General features: G+C 38.6%; 20 protein-coding genes and 1 tRNA gene. 10 read left to right on the top strand and 11 right to left on the bottom strand.

Annotated features, from left to right (window positions below):
• Positions 1-58: 58 nt before the first annotated feature.
• The 3 genes from NHH15_RS14670 to NHH15_RS14680 all read right to left on the bottom strand — a co-directional run bounded on the left by NHH15_RS14670 (position 59) and on the right by NHH15_RS14680 (position 854).
• On the bottom strand, positions 59-196 hold the full coding sequence (locus NHH15_RS14670) for a hypothetical protein (RefSeq protein WP_262067400.1): 138 nt from the start codon (positions 194-196) through the stop codon (positions 59-61).
• A gap of 100 nt (positions 197-296) precedes the next feature.
• The gene (locus NHH15_RS14675) at positions 297-611 is read right to left on the bottom strand and encodes a hypothetical protein (RefSeq protein WP_262067401.1); all 315 of its coding nucleotides are present in this window, start codon (positions 609-611) and stop codon (positions 297-299) included.
• A gap of 36 nt (positions 612-647) precedes the next feature.
• Positions 648-854, bottom strand: coding sequence for a DUF739 domain-containing protein (locus NHH15_RS14680; RefSeq protein WP_262067402.1), 207 nt, complete (start codon positions 852-854; stop codon positions 648-650).
• Positions 855-1,019: 165 nt separating this feature from the next.
• Here NHH15_RS14680 and NHH15_RS14685 point away from each other — a divergent pair, with 165 nt between their 5' ends.
• From NHH15_RS14685 to NHH15_RS14700, 4 genes are all read left to right on the top strand, one after another.
• Positions 1,020-1,394 carry a helix-turn-helix domain-containing protein gene (locus NHH15_RS14685; protein WP_262067403.1) on the top strand — a complete coding sequence of 125 codons (375 nt, stop codon included), beginning with the start codon at positions 1,020-1,022 and terminating at the stop codon, positions 1,392-1,394.
• A 21-nt stretch (positions 1,395-1,415) separates the two neighbouring features.
• Positions 1,416-2,939 carry a GIY-YIG nuclease family protein gene (locus NHH15_RS14690; RefSeq protein WP_262067404.1) on the top strand — a complete coding sequence of 508 codons (1,524 nt, stop codon included), beginning with the start codon at positions 1,416-1,418 and terminating at the stop codon, positions 2,937-2,939.
• Positions 2,940-2,960: 21 nt separating this feature from the next.
• Complete coding sequence (locus NHH15_RS14695) at positions 2,961-3,161, top strand: hypothetical protein (protein WP_262067405.1); 201 nt, start codon at positions 2,961-2,963, stop codon at positions 3,159-3,161.
• 146 nt (positions 3,162-3,307) lie between these two features.
• The gene (locus NHH15_RS14700; protein WP_262067406.1) at positions 3,308-4,408 is read left to right on the top strand and encodes a tyrosine-type recombinase/integrase; all 1,101 of its coding nucleotides are present in this window, start codon (positions 3,308-3,310) and stop codon (positions 4,406-4,408) included.
• Between the two features lie 93 nt (positions 4,409-4,501).
• On the opposite strand, the gene NHH15_RS14705 is transcribed toward NHH15_RS14700, so the two are convergent.
• The 6 genes from NHH15_RS14705 to murB form a co-directional block, all read right to left on the bottom strand.
• Positions 4,502-4,573 (bottom strand) — tRNA-Glu (locus NHH15_RS14705).
• Positions 4,574-4,589: 16 nt separating this feature from the next.
• Positions 4,590-5,558, bottom strand: a complete 969-nt coding sequence (locus NHH15_RS14710) for a diacylglycerol/lipid kinase family protein (protein WP_262067407.1) — start codon at positions 5,556-5,558, stop codon at positions 4,590-4,592.
• Positions 5,559-5,581: 23 nt separating this feature from the next.
• Positions 5,582-5,836 carry an HPr family phosphocarrier protein gene (locus NHH15_RS14715; RefSeq protein ID WP_262067408.1) on the bottom strand — a complete coding sequence of 85 codons (255 nt, stop codon included), beginning with the start codon at positions 5,834-5,836 and terminating at the stop codon, positions 5,582-5,584.
• A complete protein-coding gene (gene whiA / locus NHH15_RS14720; protein WP_262067409.1) occupies positions 5,833-6,732 on the bottom strand; it encodes a DNA-binding protein WhiA in 900 nt (299 codons plus the stop codon). Before whiA ends, NHH15_RS14715 begins: the two co-directional genes overlap by 4 nt.
• Positions 6,733-6,748: 16 nt before the next feature.
• A complete protein-coding gene (rapZ, locus tag NHH15_RS14725; protein ID WP_262067410.1) occupies positions 6,749-7,609 on the bottom strand; it encodes an RNase adapter RapZ in 861 nt (286 codons plus the stop codon).
• Positions 7,606-8,517, bottom strand: a complete 912-nt coding sequence (gene murB / locus NHH15_RS14730; protein WP_262067411.1) for a UDP-N-acetylmuramate dehydrogenase — start codon at positions 8,515-8,517, stop codon at positions 7,606-7,608. The genes rapZ and murB overlap by 4 nt, the downstream gene beginning before the upstream one ends.
• A 129-nt stretch (positions 8,518-8,646) precedes the next feature.
• On the opposite strand from murB, the gene NHH15_RS14735 reads away from it, so the two are divergent.
• The 6 genes from NHH15_RS14735 to NHH15_RS14760 all read left to right on the top strand — a co-directional run bounded on the left by NHH15_RS14735 (position 8,647) and on the right by NHH15_RS14760 (position 14,656).
• Positions 8,647-9,921, top strand: coding sequence for an HlyC/CorC family transporter (locus NHH15_RS14735; RefSeq protein ID WP_416386588.1), 1,275 nt, complete (start codon positions 8,647-8,649; stop codon positions 9,919-9,921).
• A 13-nt stretch (positions 9,922-9,934) separates the two neighbouring features.
• A complete protein-coding gene (locus NHH15_RS14740; RefSeq protein WP_262067413.1) occupies positions 9,935-10,723 on the top strand; it encodes an HAD family hydrolase in 789 nt (262 codons plus the stop codon).
• A gap of 115 nt (positions 10,724-10,838) precedes the next feature.
• Positions 10,839-11,495: a response regulator transcription factor gene (locus tag NHH15_RS14745; protein WP_262067414.1), complete on the top strand. Its 657-nt coding sequence runs from the start codon at positions 10,839-10,841 to the stop codon at positions 11,493-11,495.
• Entirely contained in the window at positions 11,492-13,030 is a 1,539-nt protein-coding gene (locus NHH15_RS14750) for a sensor histidine kinase (RefSeq protein WP_262067415.1), read from the top strand. Before NHH15_RS14745 ends, NHH15_RS14750 begins: the two co-directional genes overlap by 4 nt.
• Positions 13,024-13,914, top strand: a complete 891-nt coding sequence (locus NHH15_RS14755) for an ATP-binding cassette domain-containing protein (RefSeq protein ID WP_262067416.1) — start codon at positions 13,024-13,026, stop codon at positions 13,912-13,914. The genes NHH15_RS14750 and NHH15_RS14755 overlap by 7 nt, the downstream gene beginning before the upstream one ends.
• Positions 13,895-14,656, top strand: coding sequence for an ABC transporter permease (locus NHH15_RS14760; RefSeq protein WP_262067417.1), 762 nt, complete (start codon positions 13,895-13,897; stop codon positions 14,654-14,656). The genes NHH15_RS14755 and NHH15_RS14760 overlap by 20 nt, the downstream gene beginning before the upstream one ends.
• A 59-nt stretch (positions 14,657-14,715) precedes the next feature.
• Here NHH15_RS14760 and NHH15_RS14765 read toward each other — a convergent pair whose 3' ends face one another.
• Both NHH15_RS14765 and NHH15_RS14770 read right to left on the bottom strand, forming a co-directional pair.
• Positions 14,716-15,651: a D-psicose 3-epimerase gene (locus NHH15_RS14765; protein WP_262067418.1), complete on the bottom strand. Its 936-nt coding sequence runs from the start codon at positions 15,649-15,651 to the stop codon at positions 14,716-14,718.
• Positions 15,652-15,750: 99 nt separating this feature from the next.
• Positions 15,751-16,125, bottom strand: a 375-nt coding sequence (locus NHH15_RS14770; RefSeq protein WP_262066647.1) for an RNA-guided endonuclease InsQ/TnpB family protein, incomplete at its 5' end; no start/stop codon positions are given.

A 16,125-nucleotide genomic window follows, 5' to 3' on the forward strand; every position in this document is an offset into this window, starting at 1 on the left:
TCGCGTGTTCCACCTGTAGTAATACCTATTTCAAAATGTTTCATAACTTCTCCTTTCATTATTCCTCCACAATTTCAATCTCCATTAACGCTGATATAACTGCGTTAACCGTCCTATCCCACATGTAACTTGGTACTAGACTTACCTTTTCGTCGATTGTTTCAACTATTAATTCTGCTTGTTCTCTCTTCGTCATATTCCAACCACCCAATCCGCAGCCATACCAACTAGCGTACAAAACGCCATTATCGCCAAGACGATCAGGATAGCTGCTAATATGTCTGTTAGCTTTTCTTTCATACGGCCTCCTCGTCTTTGTACCATCCGATTTCTGTTGCAACCTCTGCTGGGTCGAATATCGGTAAGTCTTTAGCAAGATTCGACTCTTTTAGATCGTCGTAATATGACATAAAATCATAAAATGCCAGGTAGTTTACTCCAACGATCCGACCGTTCATAATCTGTACCAGTCGCTTTATATTCTTGTAGCGTTCCGAATCCACCATCTCATTGATCCGGCGCGTAATCGTCAACCTTGAAAGCTTGTACTCCTCGACTAAAAAGTCGATGTTAGCTACCGGATGCCCTCTTATTATTTTTATTACTGTCATTATTGTTTCTCCTTTCACTTTTAATCTTGTCACTTATTACGTGACTTTTTCTGCAAAAAAAATACATAGGGGTTCCTCAATCTCAAGCAATTTAATCATTGACTCCATTTCATTACTGAGAAAAACACCTCTATCCATCTTTTCATAGAACGTCTTTGGCGTGATGCCAATAGATTTTGCTACATCTGCTTGACTTAATCCTTTTTCTGCAATTATGCCTCTAAGTTTATTGGTATCAATCAAAGTTTCACCTCCTCTTTGTTACTCCTTACGTGACAATACTACCACGTAGGCATGTTGCGTGTCAAGTGATTTTTGTTATTCCAAATAACTTTTTTGTTGCGGGATACGTATATTTGTGATAGTATTACCTTATTAGCAACAGATTCTTTTGAGAGAGGTGATTATATGACGAGAAGAGATAAAGAGTTTGAGCCAACAGTTGTTGGCATCAATATTCACAATAAAAGAATGGCCGCATTGTTGACTCTGGATGATCTCGCTAAAAAAACCGGAGTTAGTCGCCAAACCATTCATAGATATGAGTCTGGAGAAATAAAGAACATACCATCTGATAAGATTGAGATAATAGCCAAGGCATTAGATACGTCTCCTGGTGTGATAATGGGTTGGGAGGATAAGGAAGCAGGACAGCCTGTAGAATCCTCTCCTATACCAGTCAGTCTTGAAATTCTGATATCAAAATTGGAGAAAGAAAATCTTGAAAAGCTGGAAGTGTACGCAAAAAAATTATTAGACTTACAGGAATTAGAAAACGAATAAATCATACTAGGGAGGAAGACAATGGGATTTGGAGATATATTTAAAATCAGTCAATTTAAGCAAGAAATAGCCAGATTGAATACTGACAACAGCGCTTTGTTTGCAGATAATCAGAGACTTCTAAAAGACAATACCGATATGCACACTCTTCTTAATGAGATCGGGGGCTTTGATTATGCTAAAATCAAGTTGATGATTAGTCAGTTGGATGAAGAATACCAAAAGAAAAAACAGCAGAAAGAATCCGAATATAACATCCAAATTGAAGAATTGTCTTCAAAGCAGCAAGAACTAAGCAACACTAACATTTCTCTGGACAATGATGTTACTGAAAAACGTTCAGAACTTGAACGGTTATCGAAAACACTCAAGACCCAAATTAACAAGTTAAACCGAACCAAAGAGCTCAATAAGGCAATCCAGTATTCTTTGGATCAATATTTTAATTATTCTCCCGAGCAGAATGACATAAAGCTTTCCCCAAGCCAGTTAGAGGAAATTGAATCATATAGTCCTTCTGTTATTTTAAAACTGCACAACATGGATGTAAAAGATTTGAGAAAGGCCTTCCGAGATAATAATAAACTTATCGATAAAGTATTATCTGAGTACGAATCCCGATATACTACCAAGGCAAACAAGGCAATCTACAAATTAATGGTTATTGCCCTCAAATCCGAGTTGCAAAATATTTTATATGATTTAAAATATGAAAAAGTTGATACAGCTCTTGACAAGGTCAAGGATGTAACACAGAAATATCTTAAAATTGCAGGAGAAGGAAATCAGAGCATAGTTTCTACCCTCACAAAATTTATAGGTGAGATTGAATATTTGTTCACCAATGCTGTGAAGATAGAGTATAACTATTATGTCAAGCGCGAACAGGCAAAGCAGGAGCAGATGGCCATACGGGAACAGATGCGTCAGGAAGCTGCTGAACGAAAAGCTCTTGAAGCAGAACGAAAGAAAATTGAACAAGAAGAGAGTAAATATAAATCTGAGATTGAAAAATTAAGGGAGCAGCTAGAAAGTGCACAAGCTGAAACCCAGGCTGCTCTCAATGCCCGTATTCTAGAACTAGAGTCTCAGCTGTCAACTGTTATTGTTAAAAAAGAAGAAATAGCCACATTAGCTAATGGTAAAGCGGGAAATGTATACATTATAAGCAACTTAGGCTCTTTTGGTTCTGAAATGTTTAAAATCGGCATGACCCGACGTCTTGAACCGCAAGATCGTGTCAATGAGTTAGGAGACGCTTCCGTTCCTTTTAAATTTGATGTACATAGTTTTATATTCTCTGATGACGCAGTGGGGTTAGAAAACAAATTACACACTATTCTCAACGACAAGAGAGTAAATAAAGTTAATCGAAGAAAAGAGTTTTTTTATACAACAATTGATGAATTAGAGGAGCTTGTTACCAGTATCGAACCTACAGCTGAGTTTAACAAAACCATGCTAGCAGAAGATTTCAGACAATCTCAGGATACTGATACTGTATTTTCTAATGACTATGTTTTTGATGATGAGGATGATGAATAGTTCTCTCGAGGAGGCCATAATATGAAATTGGGAATTAGAAAACCAAGTATTAAGAAGAGCCTGAAAGCTCGAACTACCGGGAAGGCAAAGCGTGCAATTAAAAAATCCATAAACCCTTTGTATGGTAAAAAGGGTATGGGTATGTTGACGAATCCAAAGAAGTCACTTTACAACAAGGTTTATAAGAAGACCACAGTAAGTATTTTTGATTTATTCAAATAAAAAACAGCCCCTGCGCAAACAGAGACTGTTCGTAACTTTCTACATCGGCTCCATGAGACGATATAAGAAGTCCTCAACAAACTTATTATATCATGATTCTCCGGGCCTGTGTAGGGCTTATTTTTATACCCGAAAGGAGAATGATTATGTGGTATGAGATTTTAGAAAGCGGAAAATGTAAATTTACGGAAAGATACAAGGACTATATGACGGGCAAGCAAAAGTATGTATCAGTCACTTTAAGCAAGTACACAAATGCGAATGAGAAGAAAGCAAACCAAGTGCTACAGGATAAAATCAAAAAGAAGCAGATTCAGCAGAATACAAAAGATGTTACTTTGTCAGTGCTCGTGGATGATTATCTCGCGTATCAAAAGAAAACCGTCAAGGCATCTACATGGAAGCGAAATTCGTTTTCCTGTAAAAAGATAACGAAGATGCTTGGAAAAGACACGCTAGTAAAACGACTGAATGCTCCGCACATCCTTAAGGCCTTTTCTGACGAAAAAATAACTGTAGCAAGCAAGAAGGATCTCCGGAAGCGCCTGATCGCAATGCTGAATTGGGGATATAAGAATGATTATATTTCAGATTTATCCTATATTAGTAAAATAGAGCCGTATTCTCATGATGAGCGCTCCAACACAAAATACTTAGAGCGAGAAGAATTAAAGGCCGTTCTTACGCAGCTGAAAGACCAATGGACAAAAACATATTTGATTGCCCAGTTCTTAGCTCTTACCGGACTTCGCTTCGGAGAATTTTGCGCTCTAAATGACGGAGACATTGACTTGAAGACTCGCTCTATTCGAATTACCAAAACATATGATCTTATCAATCGGATTGTCACTCCGCCCAAAACACCGGAATCAAATCGCGAACTTTATATTCAAGATGAATTAAAACCAATAATAACGCAAATTCGGGTACTTCACAAAGAAGAGATGCTGCTTCTTGGTTTTAGGAGCTCCTTGTTCCTATCCGAGAAAGGGAGCCCCATTCAGAATGCAGCATTTAATAAGTCTTTCGGAAAAGCTGTACAAAAGATTACCGGACGTAGATTAACCGCACATAGCTTACGGCACACCCACACATCCCTATTGGCTGAACAAGGAATGTCACTTGAAGAAATATCCCGTAGGTTGGGACATCGGGACAGCACCATAACACGAGATATCTACCTCCATGTTACTGACAAGATGAAGCAACAGGAACAAGAAAAACTTAAAAAAATGAAACTTTTATAAGCTTGCTACTTTTCTGCTACTTTCCTTCGCTTTCAGAGCAATAAAAAAGAGCCAAAACCCTCTAAAATAGAGAACTTTAACTCTTTTACTTAATGACCCCAAGGGGAATCGAACCCCTGATTCCAGCGTGAGAGGCTAGCGTCTTGACCGCTTGACCATGGGGCCACGCTAGGTCATTATATCAAATTTCTTCTTTCTGTTCAAGACAATTTTTCGTAATATTTTTTTTATCTTCAAGAAGCCCTTTAATCTTATCCTCCGGAACCATAATTCGAAGCTTCTGTTTCAAATTTTCCACCTCTACATTATAGTGGTTTCCACCATATTCTCCATCCAGAGTCCATGGTATCTCTTCCTCTGATTCAAAAGTCACCTTACATGTCCGGAAAGTATACATGTGCTTCGTGTCAATCTGCTCAATTAAAAGTGCCGCAACAATTTCTTGCAGCTCAATAGGGTTTTTCGGAGTCTTAATCAACGTTACTTCAAAAACACCATCGTCAAAAGCCACATGCTTACCAATCATATTCTTAAAGCCACCTACTGACTTCGAATTTGTAACCATACCGTATACAAATTCTTCTTCAATTTCTACATCATCGTAATGAACCTTAATTTTATAGGAAGGAACGTGGAAAATTCTCTTTGTCCCTTCTAAAATATACGCCAAATGACCCAGGACATTCTTCATCTCCTGATTTGTCTGGTAAGAAACATCAGTAAAAAGCCCAAAGGCCGCTATATACACAAAAGAGCTATCATTAAATTTCCCTACATCACATGCAAATTCCTGACCATTTACTGCAGTATCTGCTGCTCCCAAAAGATTTTTGGGAATATGTAGACTGTTTGCAAAATCATTGGTAGTTCCAGTTGGAATGTATCCAATCGGATCTCTTTCATCCTCATTACGATACATCATTCCATCTACCACTTCATCAATTGTACCGTCACCACCGCTACAGACCACTAATTCATACTGATTTGCATCATAACTGATAACCTTTTTATAGGCATCCCGATAAGCCTGGGTTGGATAAATCGTCACCTCATATCCCGCCTTCACAAAAATATCTACAACATCTGATAATTTCGGTTTTAGTAACCCCTTCCCCGCATGGGGATTGTAAATAAACAATAGCCTCTTCATAGAAACTCCTTTAACATTAAGACTTATTTTTTAGTCAGAAATGCCTCCATACCGCTTACTGCCTCTTTTTCGTCATCACCTTCTGCCACTACAGTCAAGTTCTCTCCCGGGATTAAACGCAAACTCATCATTCCCATAATACTCTTTGCATTCACCCTTTTCTCTTGCAGTTCAATATAAATTTGACTGTTATATTGACTTGCTTCCTGAACCAAGTGAGCAATTGGTCTTGCGTTTAGGTCCATTTGATTTTTGATTGTTACTGCTTTTCTGATCATTTTCTTCCTCCCTGTTGCTTGTTTCTTAGCTCATCAGCTAAATGGCTTATCTTTCTAAGTCTGTGATTCACTCCGGATTTTCCCACGGGATTTCTTAGGCTTTCACCTAACTCCTTAAGGGAAGCATCTGGCAAGGACAGTCTCGTATTTGCTACGTCTCTTAATCCTTCCGGAATTTTATCTAATCCTATAGTATCTCGAATATAGGTAATATCCTCTATTTGCTTAACAGCAGCCTGAACCGTTTTTTCTAAATTTGCCGTTTCACAATTCACCTGTCGGTTTATTGAATTACGCATTTCCTTTAGAATTCGGACATTTTCCAACTCCATTAACGCAACATGCGCTCCCATTACATTTAATATATCCACAATTTGGGAACCTTCTTTTAGGTAAACCACATAGTTTCTCTTTCTACTTACAATTTTCGAGTCAACCTGGAAACTATTAATAATCTGTTTTGTTTTTTCTGCTAATTCTATACTCTTGCATACAATCTCAAAGTGATATGATTTATTGGGATCACTTACCGATCCCCCACTTAAAAAAGCACCTCTGATATAGGCTCTTTTACAGCAATCTGATTGAAGTGCCGCCTTTTTTATTGCCAGCATCTCATCTCTGTCTGATTCAATGTAATAAGAACTGCCTTCGTGATTTGAATATCTTCGAACCATCGCATCAGCTATAATATTAAAGGTTTTCCTGATTATTGTAAAGCATTTTGTGGAAAGCTCCAAATTATCGCTTTCAAACCTAAAATAATACGCACTGTTTTTATCTTCCTTCCCTTCCTCTGAGAAATCACTCAGTGCAAGCAACTCAGCCAAGGCACAGTGTCTGGCCTTTGGGTATTGATCGATTAGCTCTTTCTTAATTTCGCCCGAAAAAGACACTTCTTAGCATCCCCCTTTATTTTTCAATATCTCTGTGTTCAATATAAATATCATATTGCTTATCTTGTCTAAGAGAGGCATATATTTCTTCTGTCAGTGCAACAGAACGATGTTTTCCCCCTGTGCATCCAATTCCTACAACAAGCTGATGTTTCCCTTCACTCCTATAATTCGGAAGCAAGAAGAAAAGCAACTCCTTTATTCTTGCTAAAAAGTCTTTTGAGACCGGATTCTCTAAAACATATTTTTTCACTTCAACGTCCTGGCCGGTTTGTTCCCGTAACTCTTCTATATAATATGGATTCGGCAGAAACCGTGCATCCATTATAATATCTGCATCTCGTGGCGTACCATATTTATATCCGAAAGACAATATTGTCACAAACATATTCGAAACATGATCACCCTCTACTACAATTGCCTGAATACTTCGATTCAGTTCCTTGAACTGCATAGACGATGTGTCAATCACATAATTCGAGATTTCCTTGATTGCTGTAAGCTGCTCTCTCTCTTTGAAAATCCCATCCTCGATTCGTCCATTCCTCTTGGCCAATGGATGAACACGTCTTGTTTCTTTATATCTGCGAATCAGAACCTCATCTGAGGCCTCTAAAAACAAAATACTACTCTGGAAACCATTTTTTTTAATTTCTTCTAATACACCATTTAACTTTTTGAGATTAATTCCACCTCTAATATCCAATCCAATTGCAACCTTGGATTTTGAGGTTTCTACAAAATTGAGGATTTCTATGAATTTGGGAATCAACTCCAAGGGCAAATTATCCACACAAAAATACTCCAAGTCTTCCAAAATTTTAAGAGCCGAAGATTTCCCAGCTCCAGACATTCCTGTTACAATTTCTATTCTCATATAAACTCACCTAATCTTTTTACTTCCGGCTCTAAAATGACACCATGCTTCTCTTTTACTGTTTTAATTATAAAGTCCATTAAGTCTGTAATATCCTTAGTCGTCGCACCGCCTGCATTAATAACAAAACCATTATGTTTTTCAGAAACCATAGCACCACCAATTCTTTTACCACTGAGACCTGCATCTTGAATCAGCTTTCCGGCAAAGTATCCTTCCGGCCTTTTAAAGGTGCTTCCTGCACTGGGATACTCTAATGGCTGCTTCGTTGTTCTTTGTTCCGTTAAGGAATCCATGCGCTCCTTTATTTCTTCGCTGTTTCCCTTTTCCAAACATAGAGTTGCTTCTAAAACAATAAGGTGTTTCTTTGCAAATAAGCTTGTTCGATAACCTAACTCCATGTCTTCCTTTTTAATCTCAACCACTTCTCCTTCTGGCGTAAGGACTAACACTTGGCACAGTATGTCTTTCATCTCTCCGCCATAGGCACCTGCGTTCATCACACAAGCACCACCAATACTCCCGGGGATACCACTTGCAAACTCCATCCCTGTCAAGCCTTCACTCAGTGCACGATTTGCAACCTTTGAAAGACCTGCTCCTGCCATTGCACGGATTTGAGTCCCTTCTATTTGGATTTTATTTAAATTCTCATGGGTCTCAATAATCACTCCCCTGTACCCTTTATCTCCTACCAGTAAATTGCTTCCATTTCCCAAAACGTAATATGGAAGATTTTCTTCCTTACAGATGGAAAGCACCCTTTTCAAATCTTCGATGTTCGTGGGGCACAGATAATAATCTGCGGGGCCGCCCACCTGAAACGTCGTATGGTTTTTCATGTCTTCATTTATCAATACATTTTCTCGAGATAAAACCTCCAAAAAACGTTCTTCTATCTTTTTCATTCATGCACCTCATTTCTATCTGTTCATCATACAATAAAAATTCTATGAATTCAACGCAGACTTGCAAATGAGAGACTTTTCCTGTATATTAGTCTTAGTAAATGTGATGAAAAAGGAGTGATGATTTCATTGGATCCGAGTAGTATAGGAAAGATAATTGCGTTAATCATACTACTGCTATTATCCGCATTCTTTTCTTCAGCGGAAACAGCTTTAACAACTTCAAATAAGATTCGTCTTAGAGGATTAGCGAACGAAGGAAATAAGAAGGCCAGCACCGTGCTTAACATTACCGAGCGACCCAGCAAAATGTTAAGTGCAATTTTGATTGGTAACAACATTGTAAATGTAGGTGCTGCATCTCTTACCACTGCTATTTCTTACGATTTTGGCGGCAAATGGATAGCATTAGGGAGTGGTATTATTACACTCTTAATTTTAATTTTCGGGGAAATAACTCCCAAGACGTTGGCATCCATATATGCAGATGGAATTTCTCTGCGCTACTCTTCTATTATTTCAATATTCATGAAGATAACAACCCCTGTTATCTTTGTTATCAATTCAATTTCGAAATTGATATTACGCATCTTTGGAGTCCGCTCCGATGCCAAAAATGACACTCTGACAGAAACTGAACTTCGTACTATTTTACATGTCAGCCAAGAAGATGGGGTAATTGAAGATCAGGAAAAGGAAATGATTTACAATGTGTTTGACTTAGGAGATGCAAAAGCCAAAGATGTTATGGTTCCCAGAGTTCATGTTGTATTTGCTGATGTCAACAGCACCTACGAGGAGTTAATTTCTCTTTTCCGTGAAGATAAGTTTACCCGGCTTCCTGTATTTGAAGATACCACAGATAATGTGATTGGTATTATAAATATGAAAGACTTACTTCTATATGATAATGTAAGGGAATTTAGTATTCGTGATATTTTACGCGATACATTTTTCACCTATGAATATAAAAACATCTCAGAATTATTAATTGAAATGAGAGATTCTTCCTTTAATATGGCAATTGTATTAGATGAATACGGAGAAACCTCTGGCCTTATTACTCTAGAGGATATCCTTGAGGAAATCGTAGGTGAAATACGGGATGAATACGATGATAATGAGGAAGATATTGTAACACAAGTTGAGCCAAGAGAATATTTGGCAGAAGGCTCTGCTAACTTAGACGACTTAAACGAGGCTCTTAATACTGCATTTGAATCTGACGATTACGATTCTATCGGAGGATATATAATGGAACACTTAGACCGTCTTCCAGAAACCGGAGACGAATTGGAGACCTCAGATTATATTCGATTAAAAGTAGAGTCCATGGATAAGAATCGAATTGAAAAGGTACGTATCTTTTTACCAGAAAATCTCCATATGCAGAACAAAGAATAGAGAGGATATCAGAATGATCAAACTAATTGCCAGTGACATAGACGGAACCTTGTTAAAAAAGGGGGAAACCTCCTTGAATCCACACCTGTTTGAACAGATACGCATTTTAAAAGAAAAGGGCATTGTATTTGTAGCTGCAAGCGGACGACAATATGCAAACATACGTCGCCTCTTTGATCCGGTGGCAGATGATATTTACTTTATCGCCGAGAACGGATCTCTATGCAGACGCCATGAAAAAACTCTTCTAAAAGGTGTCATCGAACGAAATTTAGCCTTAGAAATCATCCGCGAAGTCCAAAAGAAAGAGAATGTGGAGTGTATGGTATCTTGCGAAGATGCCGTTTATATCGAAAGCGAGGATCCTGCATTTTGTCACGAACTGTTTGATATCCTGCAAAACGAAGTGGTTCAGGTTCATAATCTTGCAGAGGATGTCCTTGGAGATATTTTAAAAATAGCCTTATTCGTAAAAGATGACCCTCAAGAAACACTAAATCATTTCCAACAACTCTTTTCCAGTCGAATTGCCGTTGTAACCTCAGGCTATGAATGGGTCGATTTCATTGCTCCTAGTGCTAATAAAGGAACTACCTTAGCGGCTTTAGCAGAATCTTTAAATATCGATGCACAAGACTGCGTGGCTTTTGGAGATCAATACAATGATGTGGAAATGCTTCAATTTGTTGGAACTGGCTATGTAATGTCCAATGCTGCACCAGGCATGGCATATTATTCTGCCTTTGTTACGGATTCCGTTGTCGATGAAATTGATGATATCATTTCCGGATTAGAGATTTAAACCATCGCCTATTATAAAGAAGGAACTGTTTTTGCAGTTTCTTCTTTTTTTCTCAATCTTTATATTCTCTTCACATGAAGATATTATAATGAACCAAGTAAGTAAAGGAGTGCCTATGACAAAAATATTATTTTTAGAAGATGAACCTACTATTCTGGAAGTCACACTGGAATATTTACAACTTGAAAACTATGACGTAAAAACTGCTACTGATGGAAACATGGCCATTCATCTGTTAAAAGAAGAATCCTTTGATCTGGCCATCTTAGACATTATGGTTCCCTATATCAGTGGTCTTGAGATTTTGGATTATATCCATGAGAAGCATCCCAATATGAACACACTAATGCTGACAGCACTGGGAGATGAACAAACACAAATACAGGCCTTTAACAGCTATGCAGATGACTATATTGTGAAGCCCTTTTCACCGATTCTGCTAATCAAAAGAATCGAGGCCATTCTTCGCAGAAAGAAAAAAGCTTCACCGAATGTCTCTGGACTCTCCCTAAACCAGGAGGGTTATCAGGTATATTACGATGGCAAAGACGTGGGACTCACCTTGACGGAATATCTGATTTTTGAAACTCTTTACAACAGACCAAGCCAGGTATATACAAGAGATCAGCTGCTCAATACCGTCCTATCAGATAATTATTATGTCAGCGACCGAACGATTGATGTGCACATTAAAAACCTACGCAAAAAGATTCCTCTTAACTGTATTAAAACGGTAATCGGTGTGGGATATCAATATCAGGAGGTATTATGAGGATAACGAAAAAAGTAGGGCTCTATACCGCCCTTATGGCTGCAACCATTAGCATTTTCATCATCGGCTATTTTATCTTTATGCTTCCGGGACTTTATGCATCCTATACCAAAGAGAAATACGTGGATCAGCTTCATAATTTACAGCTTCATTATAGGAAGTCAAATACTCCTTATGGGAAAATGCTGGATCTGCCCTATTATACACTCCACCTTCCCTCTGACGGGTATCTGATCGATATTGATTCGTCCTATGGTTCTTTTTCACTTGAAATAACAGATGGAAAAGCCAAGCGTCTTTTTAATAAGCTCCGGGACACTGACTTTTCCGATGCTTCTGCTTATAAAGGAATTCCAAAAGAAATCCAAAAGGAATTAAAAGGCGTGGTAAATCTACCTGTTCAAATTAAAGAAAGTAATTTTAATAGCGGGGAAGCTTCCGTAGAAGATACGAATATTTACTATCACCAAGAGAATGCTTTTATTAGTGAGACACCAGTCTCGACTCCTCAGGGAGACTATATCACTTATATTATTCTCACCGATACCGAGGATGGAGTGCTTATTACCCTTGCAACGGCTATGGCTCCAAGGCTTACAGAGCTAACCCCTATTGTTTTGGAGAGTCTCCCGATGATTCTGTCCATGGTAGCAATTCTCGTCTTACTATTCGCCGCGGTATTTGCTAAAAAGCTCGCAAAGCCGGTGGAAAATCTCGCCATTTACGCAAAAGACCTGGAAAAAAGCGATGCTACTCTTACATCTATAGACGGTAAGGATGAGTTTACTGACCTTGGAAACGCTCTCAACAGTCTCTATACCCAGTTAAAAACTTCTCTTTCTGTTGTAGAGGCTCAAAATAAAGAATTACTGAAACAGCAGAAAGGGCAACAGCTTTTCATTACAGCTGCCTCTCATCAGATGAAGACTCCCGTAGCTTCCTCCCTTCTACTTCTGGATAGCATGATACACGAGGTTGGAAAATACAAAGACACGAAAAAATATCTTCCTCAGGTAAAGGAGGAGCTGTTAAAAATCAGACATCTTATCGATGAAATGCTGCCGGCAATTCAGATTGATCAAATGGATACCGATTTCGTGGAAATCAAGCTTGCTCCCATGATTCACCATGTCCTTGCACAGTTTAATCCTGAGATTGAAAGAAAGCACCTGAACATTTGTATTGGCACCATTTCCAGAGTGGTAATAAGTGATCAGAAAATTCTGTTTCGTATTCTTGAAACCCTTGTTTCAAATGCGGTAAAATATACGCCTCAAATGGGTAATATCTCAATAAACGATATTCCCGAAGGACTCGAGATTGTTAACAGCGGTATCACAATACAAGAAGCATTACTACCTCATATATTCGAACCCTTTATTCGCGACAAAGCTTCCACAGAAAAAGGACACGGACTGGGGCTTTATCTGGTGGACAACTATATCCACTTGCTAAATGGCGAAATACAGATCTCAAATGGCGAAAATAAGGTAATCGTCTCACTTTACTTCAAGGAGGAAAATATATTATGCTAACCATCAACCAACTACAGGTTTCTTATGGAAACCAAATCGCCTTAAATATTCAAAAAAGTCTTCACTTCAAAAAGGGTGACCGTATCGGAATTATCGGTGCGAATGGCGCCGGAAAAAGCACTCTTTTGAAAGCCTGCCTGGGACTAATTCCCTACTCCGGCTCGATTGATACCAAGATTAAGACCTCCGATATGGCAATTCATATGCAGGAAAACTCCTACACCGAAAATATGGCTATAAAGCATGTGCTGGAGGCGATTCTTGGAACAAAGATAAAAACAAATACAAAACTGCAAAAGTTGATTGAGTATTTTGAATTTTCTCCTTCGTTGAATAAGAAGTTCAAAGCTCTATCCGGTGGGCAAAAGCAGCGTCTGACCTTAATCATGGTGCTCATGCAAGAGGCTCCCATCACCTTCTTTGACGAAGTCACAACGGGACTGGATTTCGAAACAAGAAGCCACCTCATGGAAAAAATATTAAATTGGTACCAGAATCAAGATTCCACCATTTGTCTCGTAACACACTACTATACGGAACTAAATCAGCTGGCAAATAAAATCCTTATCTTAGAGGCCGGTGAAGTCATCGACTTCGATACGAAAGAAGCTCTCTTTCACCGTTACTGCGGTTACTGCGTCATCTTAGTTGAGAAAACAGCAAAGGCTCAAAAGTTTCTTTCAAATTTCCAGCAGATTAGCGGCCCCCCGGATAAGCTTACAATCCAGTGCAATACTATGGAAGAGGAAAAGGAAATTCTTCTTATTCTGCTCTCCCACAAACTGAATTATAGCCGAACAGATAATGATATTGAGATCATGTCTCTAAATGCAATCGAACACTTTAAGAAGGAGCACACAAATCATGAAAAAATCAGCGCCTAAGCATCTTTTTATTTATGAATTACGAAACTGTGTTGGCAATATATACGGCATTGCGTTTGGCGGAATATTTCCGATCTTTTTAACCATACTCTTCATTGCTGCTTTCTCACCAAATGCAGGAGAATATAAGGATAAGTTCGCCACCCAACTCTTCCTGGTTAATACCACCATGGCACCTCTTGCTCTTATGTTCGTAGGGTTTGGCGCAATGATGGCTCAGGAAATCGAAAACGGTATCCTTACACGCATCAATCTTTTTGGCTTTTCCTACTCCAGGATTCTTCGTGCAAAGCTTTTATCTTACATGGGCATCATGACGATTTTATTCCTTGTTTATACGATTGTAATCTGCAGCATCTATCCCATTATAAAACCCAGTGCATTTGGACTCGTTGTATTCCTAGTTAGTTATTACATCCTTGGATTTCTTTTATTCGTTCTTGCCTATGCAATCGCCTTGATTCTAGGACGTTTTGGACCAACCTATGGAATCATGATGTTTCTCTATTTCGGAACCATGGTTTTGTCCGGAATGATGGGAGTTCAATCCAATGTTTTCCCTGCTCCGATTCGCTTTATCAGTAAACTGCTGCCCACTACATACTTTACTGAAATCTTACCGAAGCTTTGGACCAGAAGCAGCTACAATATTACTCCAATGGTGCAATCCTATCTGCTCCTTGCTGCTGTAACCGGTATTATTTTGTTCATTAGTTTGAATAAAAACAAGAAAACTCTATAGAATTTCAAAAAAGGAGTCCAGAAAGGTTTTTACCTTTTCTGAACTCCTTTTTACTATTCCTATGCGTATTTCTCCGCCATTTTCTTTTGAAATTCCAACAGACCTTTTGCTTCTTTATCAAGATTTGCTTCACTGGTATCTTCCAGAAGATTTCGCCACACCTTGATATCTCGTCCAACTTCACCGCCCATCTGAACAAAGGGCTCGCATACGATTCTTCCCGTATAATTAATATCACTAAAAGCTTTAAATATTTCATCCCAGTCAAGATGTCCTCTTCCTGGTGGCAATCTGTTATTCTCACCGGTATGGAAGCTCTTAAGATAATCTCCTGCATAACGAATTGCATCTCCCATCGAGCTTTCTTCGATATTCATATGATAGGTATCCAAAAGCACTCCTACATTATCACTTCCTACCATCTTTACATACTCTACTGCTTCAACGGCTGTATTAATGATGGTTGCCTCGAAACGATTTACTGATTCCACACAATATGTCACCCCATAATCCGCTGCCGTCTTTACAATTTCCTGCATAGCCGTTACACTTCTATCCAACATTTTGCTTTTATCATCGATGATATGATTAGGGCTTCCCCAACCTTCATAGCTTACCCCAGAAATAATTTCGCCTTTCATAAAAGCTACTCGTTCCACAATTGCTTTTAAATACTCGATTCCACCTCTTCTTGTGCTTTCATCTGCACTGGTGATATCATACTTTTTATCCAGTCCAAGACTATAGGTAAGCTCAATTCCAACATCATCTGCTGGCTTTTTAATTTCACTCATTCTCGATTCATTCATTTCCAAAAGAGGTTGTGCCTGAAACTCAAGAATATCATAGCCTAAATCTGCTGCTTTTTTCACATACTTAATATGGTCTGCAGCCCAATTCTTTTCCCAAAATTCATGAAAATACCGTATTTGTTCATACTGTCTATTCTCCTTTAGCCACTCAGTGACACGCTCCCACCACTTGAATGCTATCATTCTGAAGTGGGGGCTTCCTGTTCAATATTCCTAATGGAATAAGTATCTGCAGGCTATCCCCGTATGCCCTACGGTTTGTGTTCTTTTATTTTCGTACAGTCACGCACTTAGCATTCTTTTTCCTTCTTCCCGGATATTGATTGCAGCATTTACATCTCTGTCTAACTGATTCCCACATTCACATCGATAGCTTCTCTCTGCTAAGGAAAGTTCCCTCTTTATTTTTCCGCATTTACTACAGGTTTTACTGGAAGGATAATAGCGATTGATTTTTAAGAGCTTCTTTCCCCTGTCTCTCAGTTTATATTCCAAGAGATTACAGAAGTTCCCAAATCCATTATCCATCACCCCTTTTCCCAGATGGAGGCTCCTACTCATGCTTTTCATGTTTAAGTCTTCTACACAGACTACATCATATTCCCTTGCCAGTTCCAGACTCAACTTATGTTGATAGTCTTTTCTTTGATTCTTTGT

It is taken from the genome of Aequitasia blattaphilus, assembly GCF_024721305.1.
Classification (GTDB): domain Bacteria; phylum Bacillota; class Clostridia; order Lachnospirales; family Lachnospiraceae; genus Aequitasia; species Aequitasia blattaphila.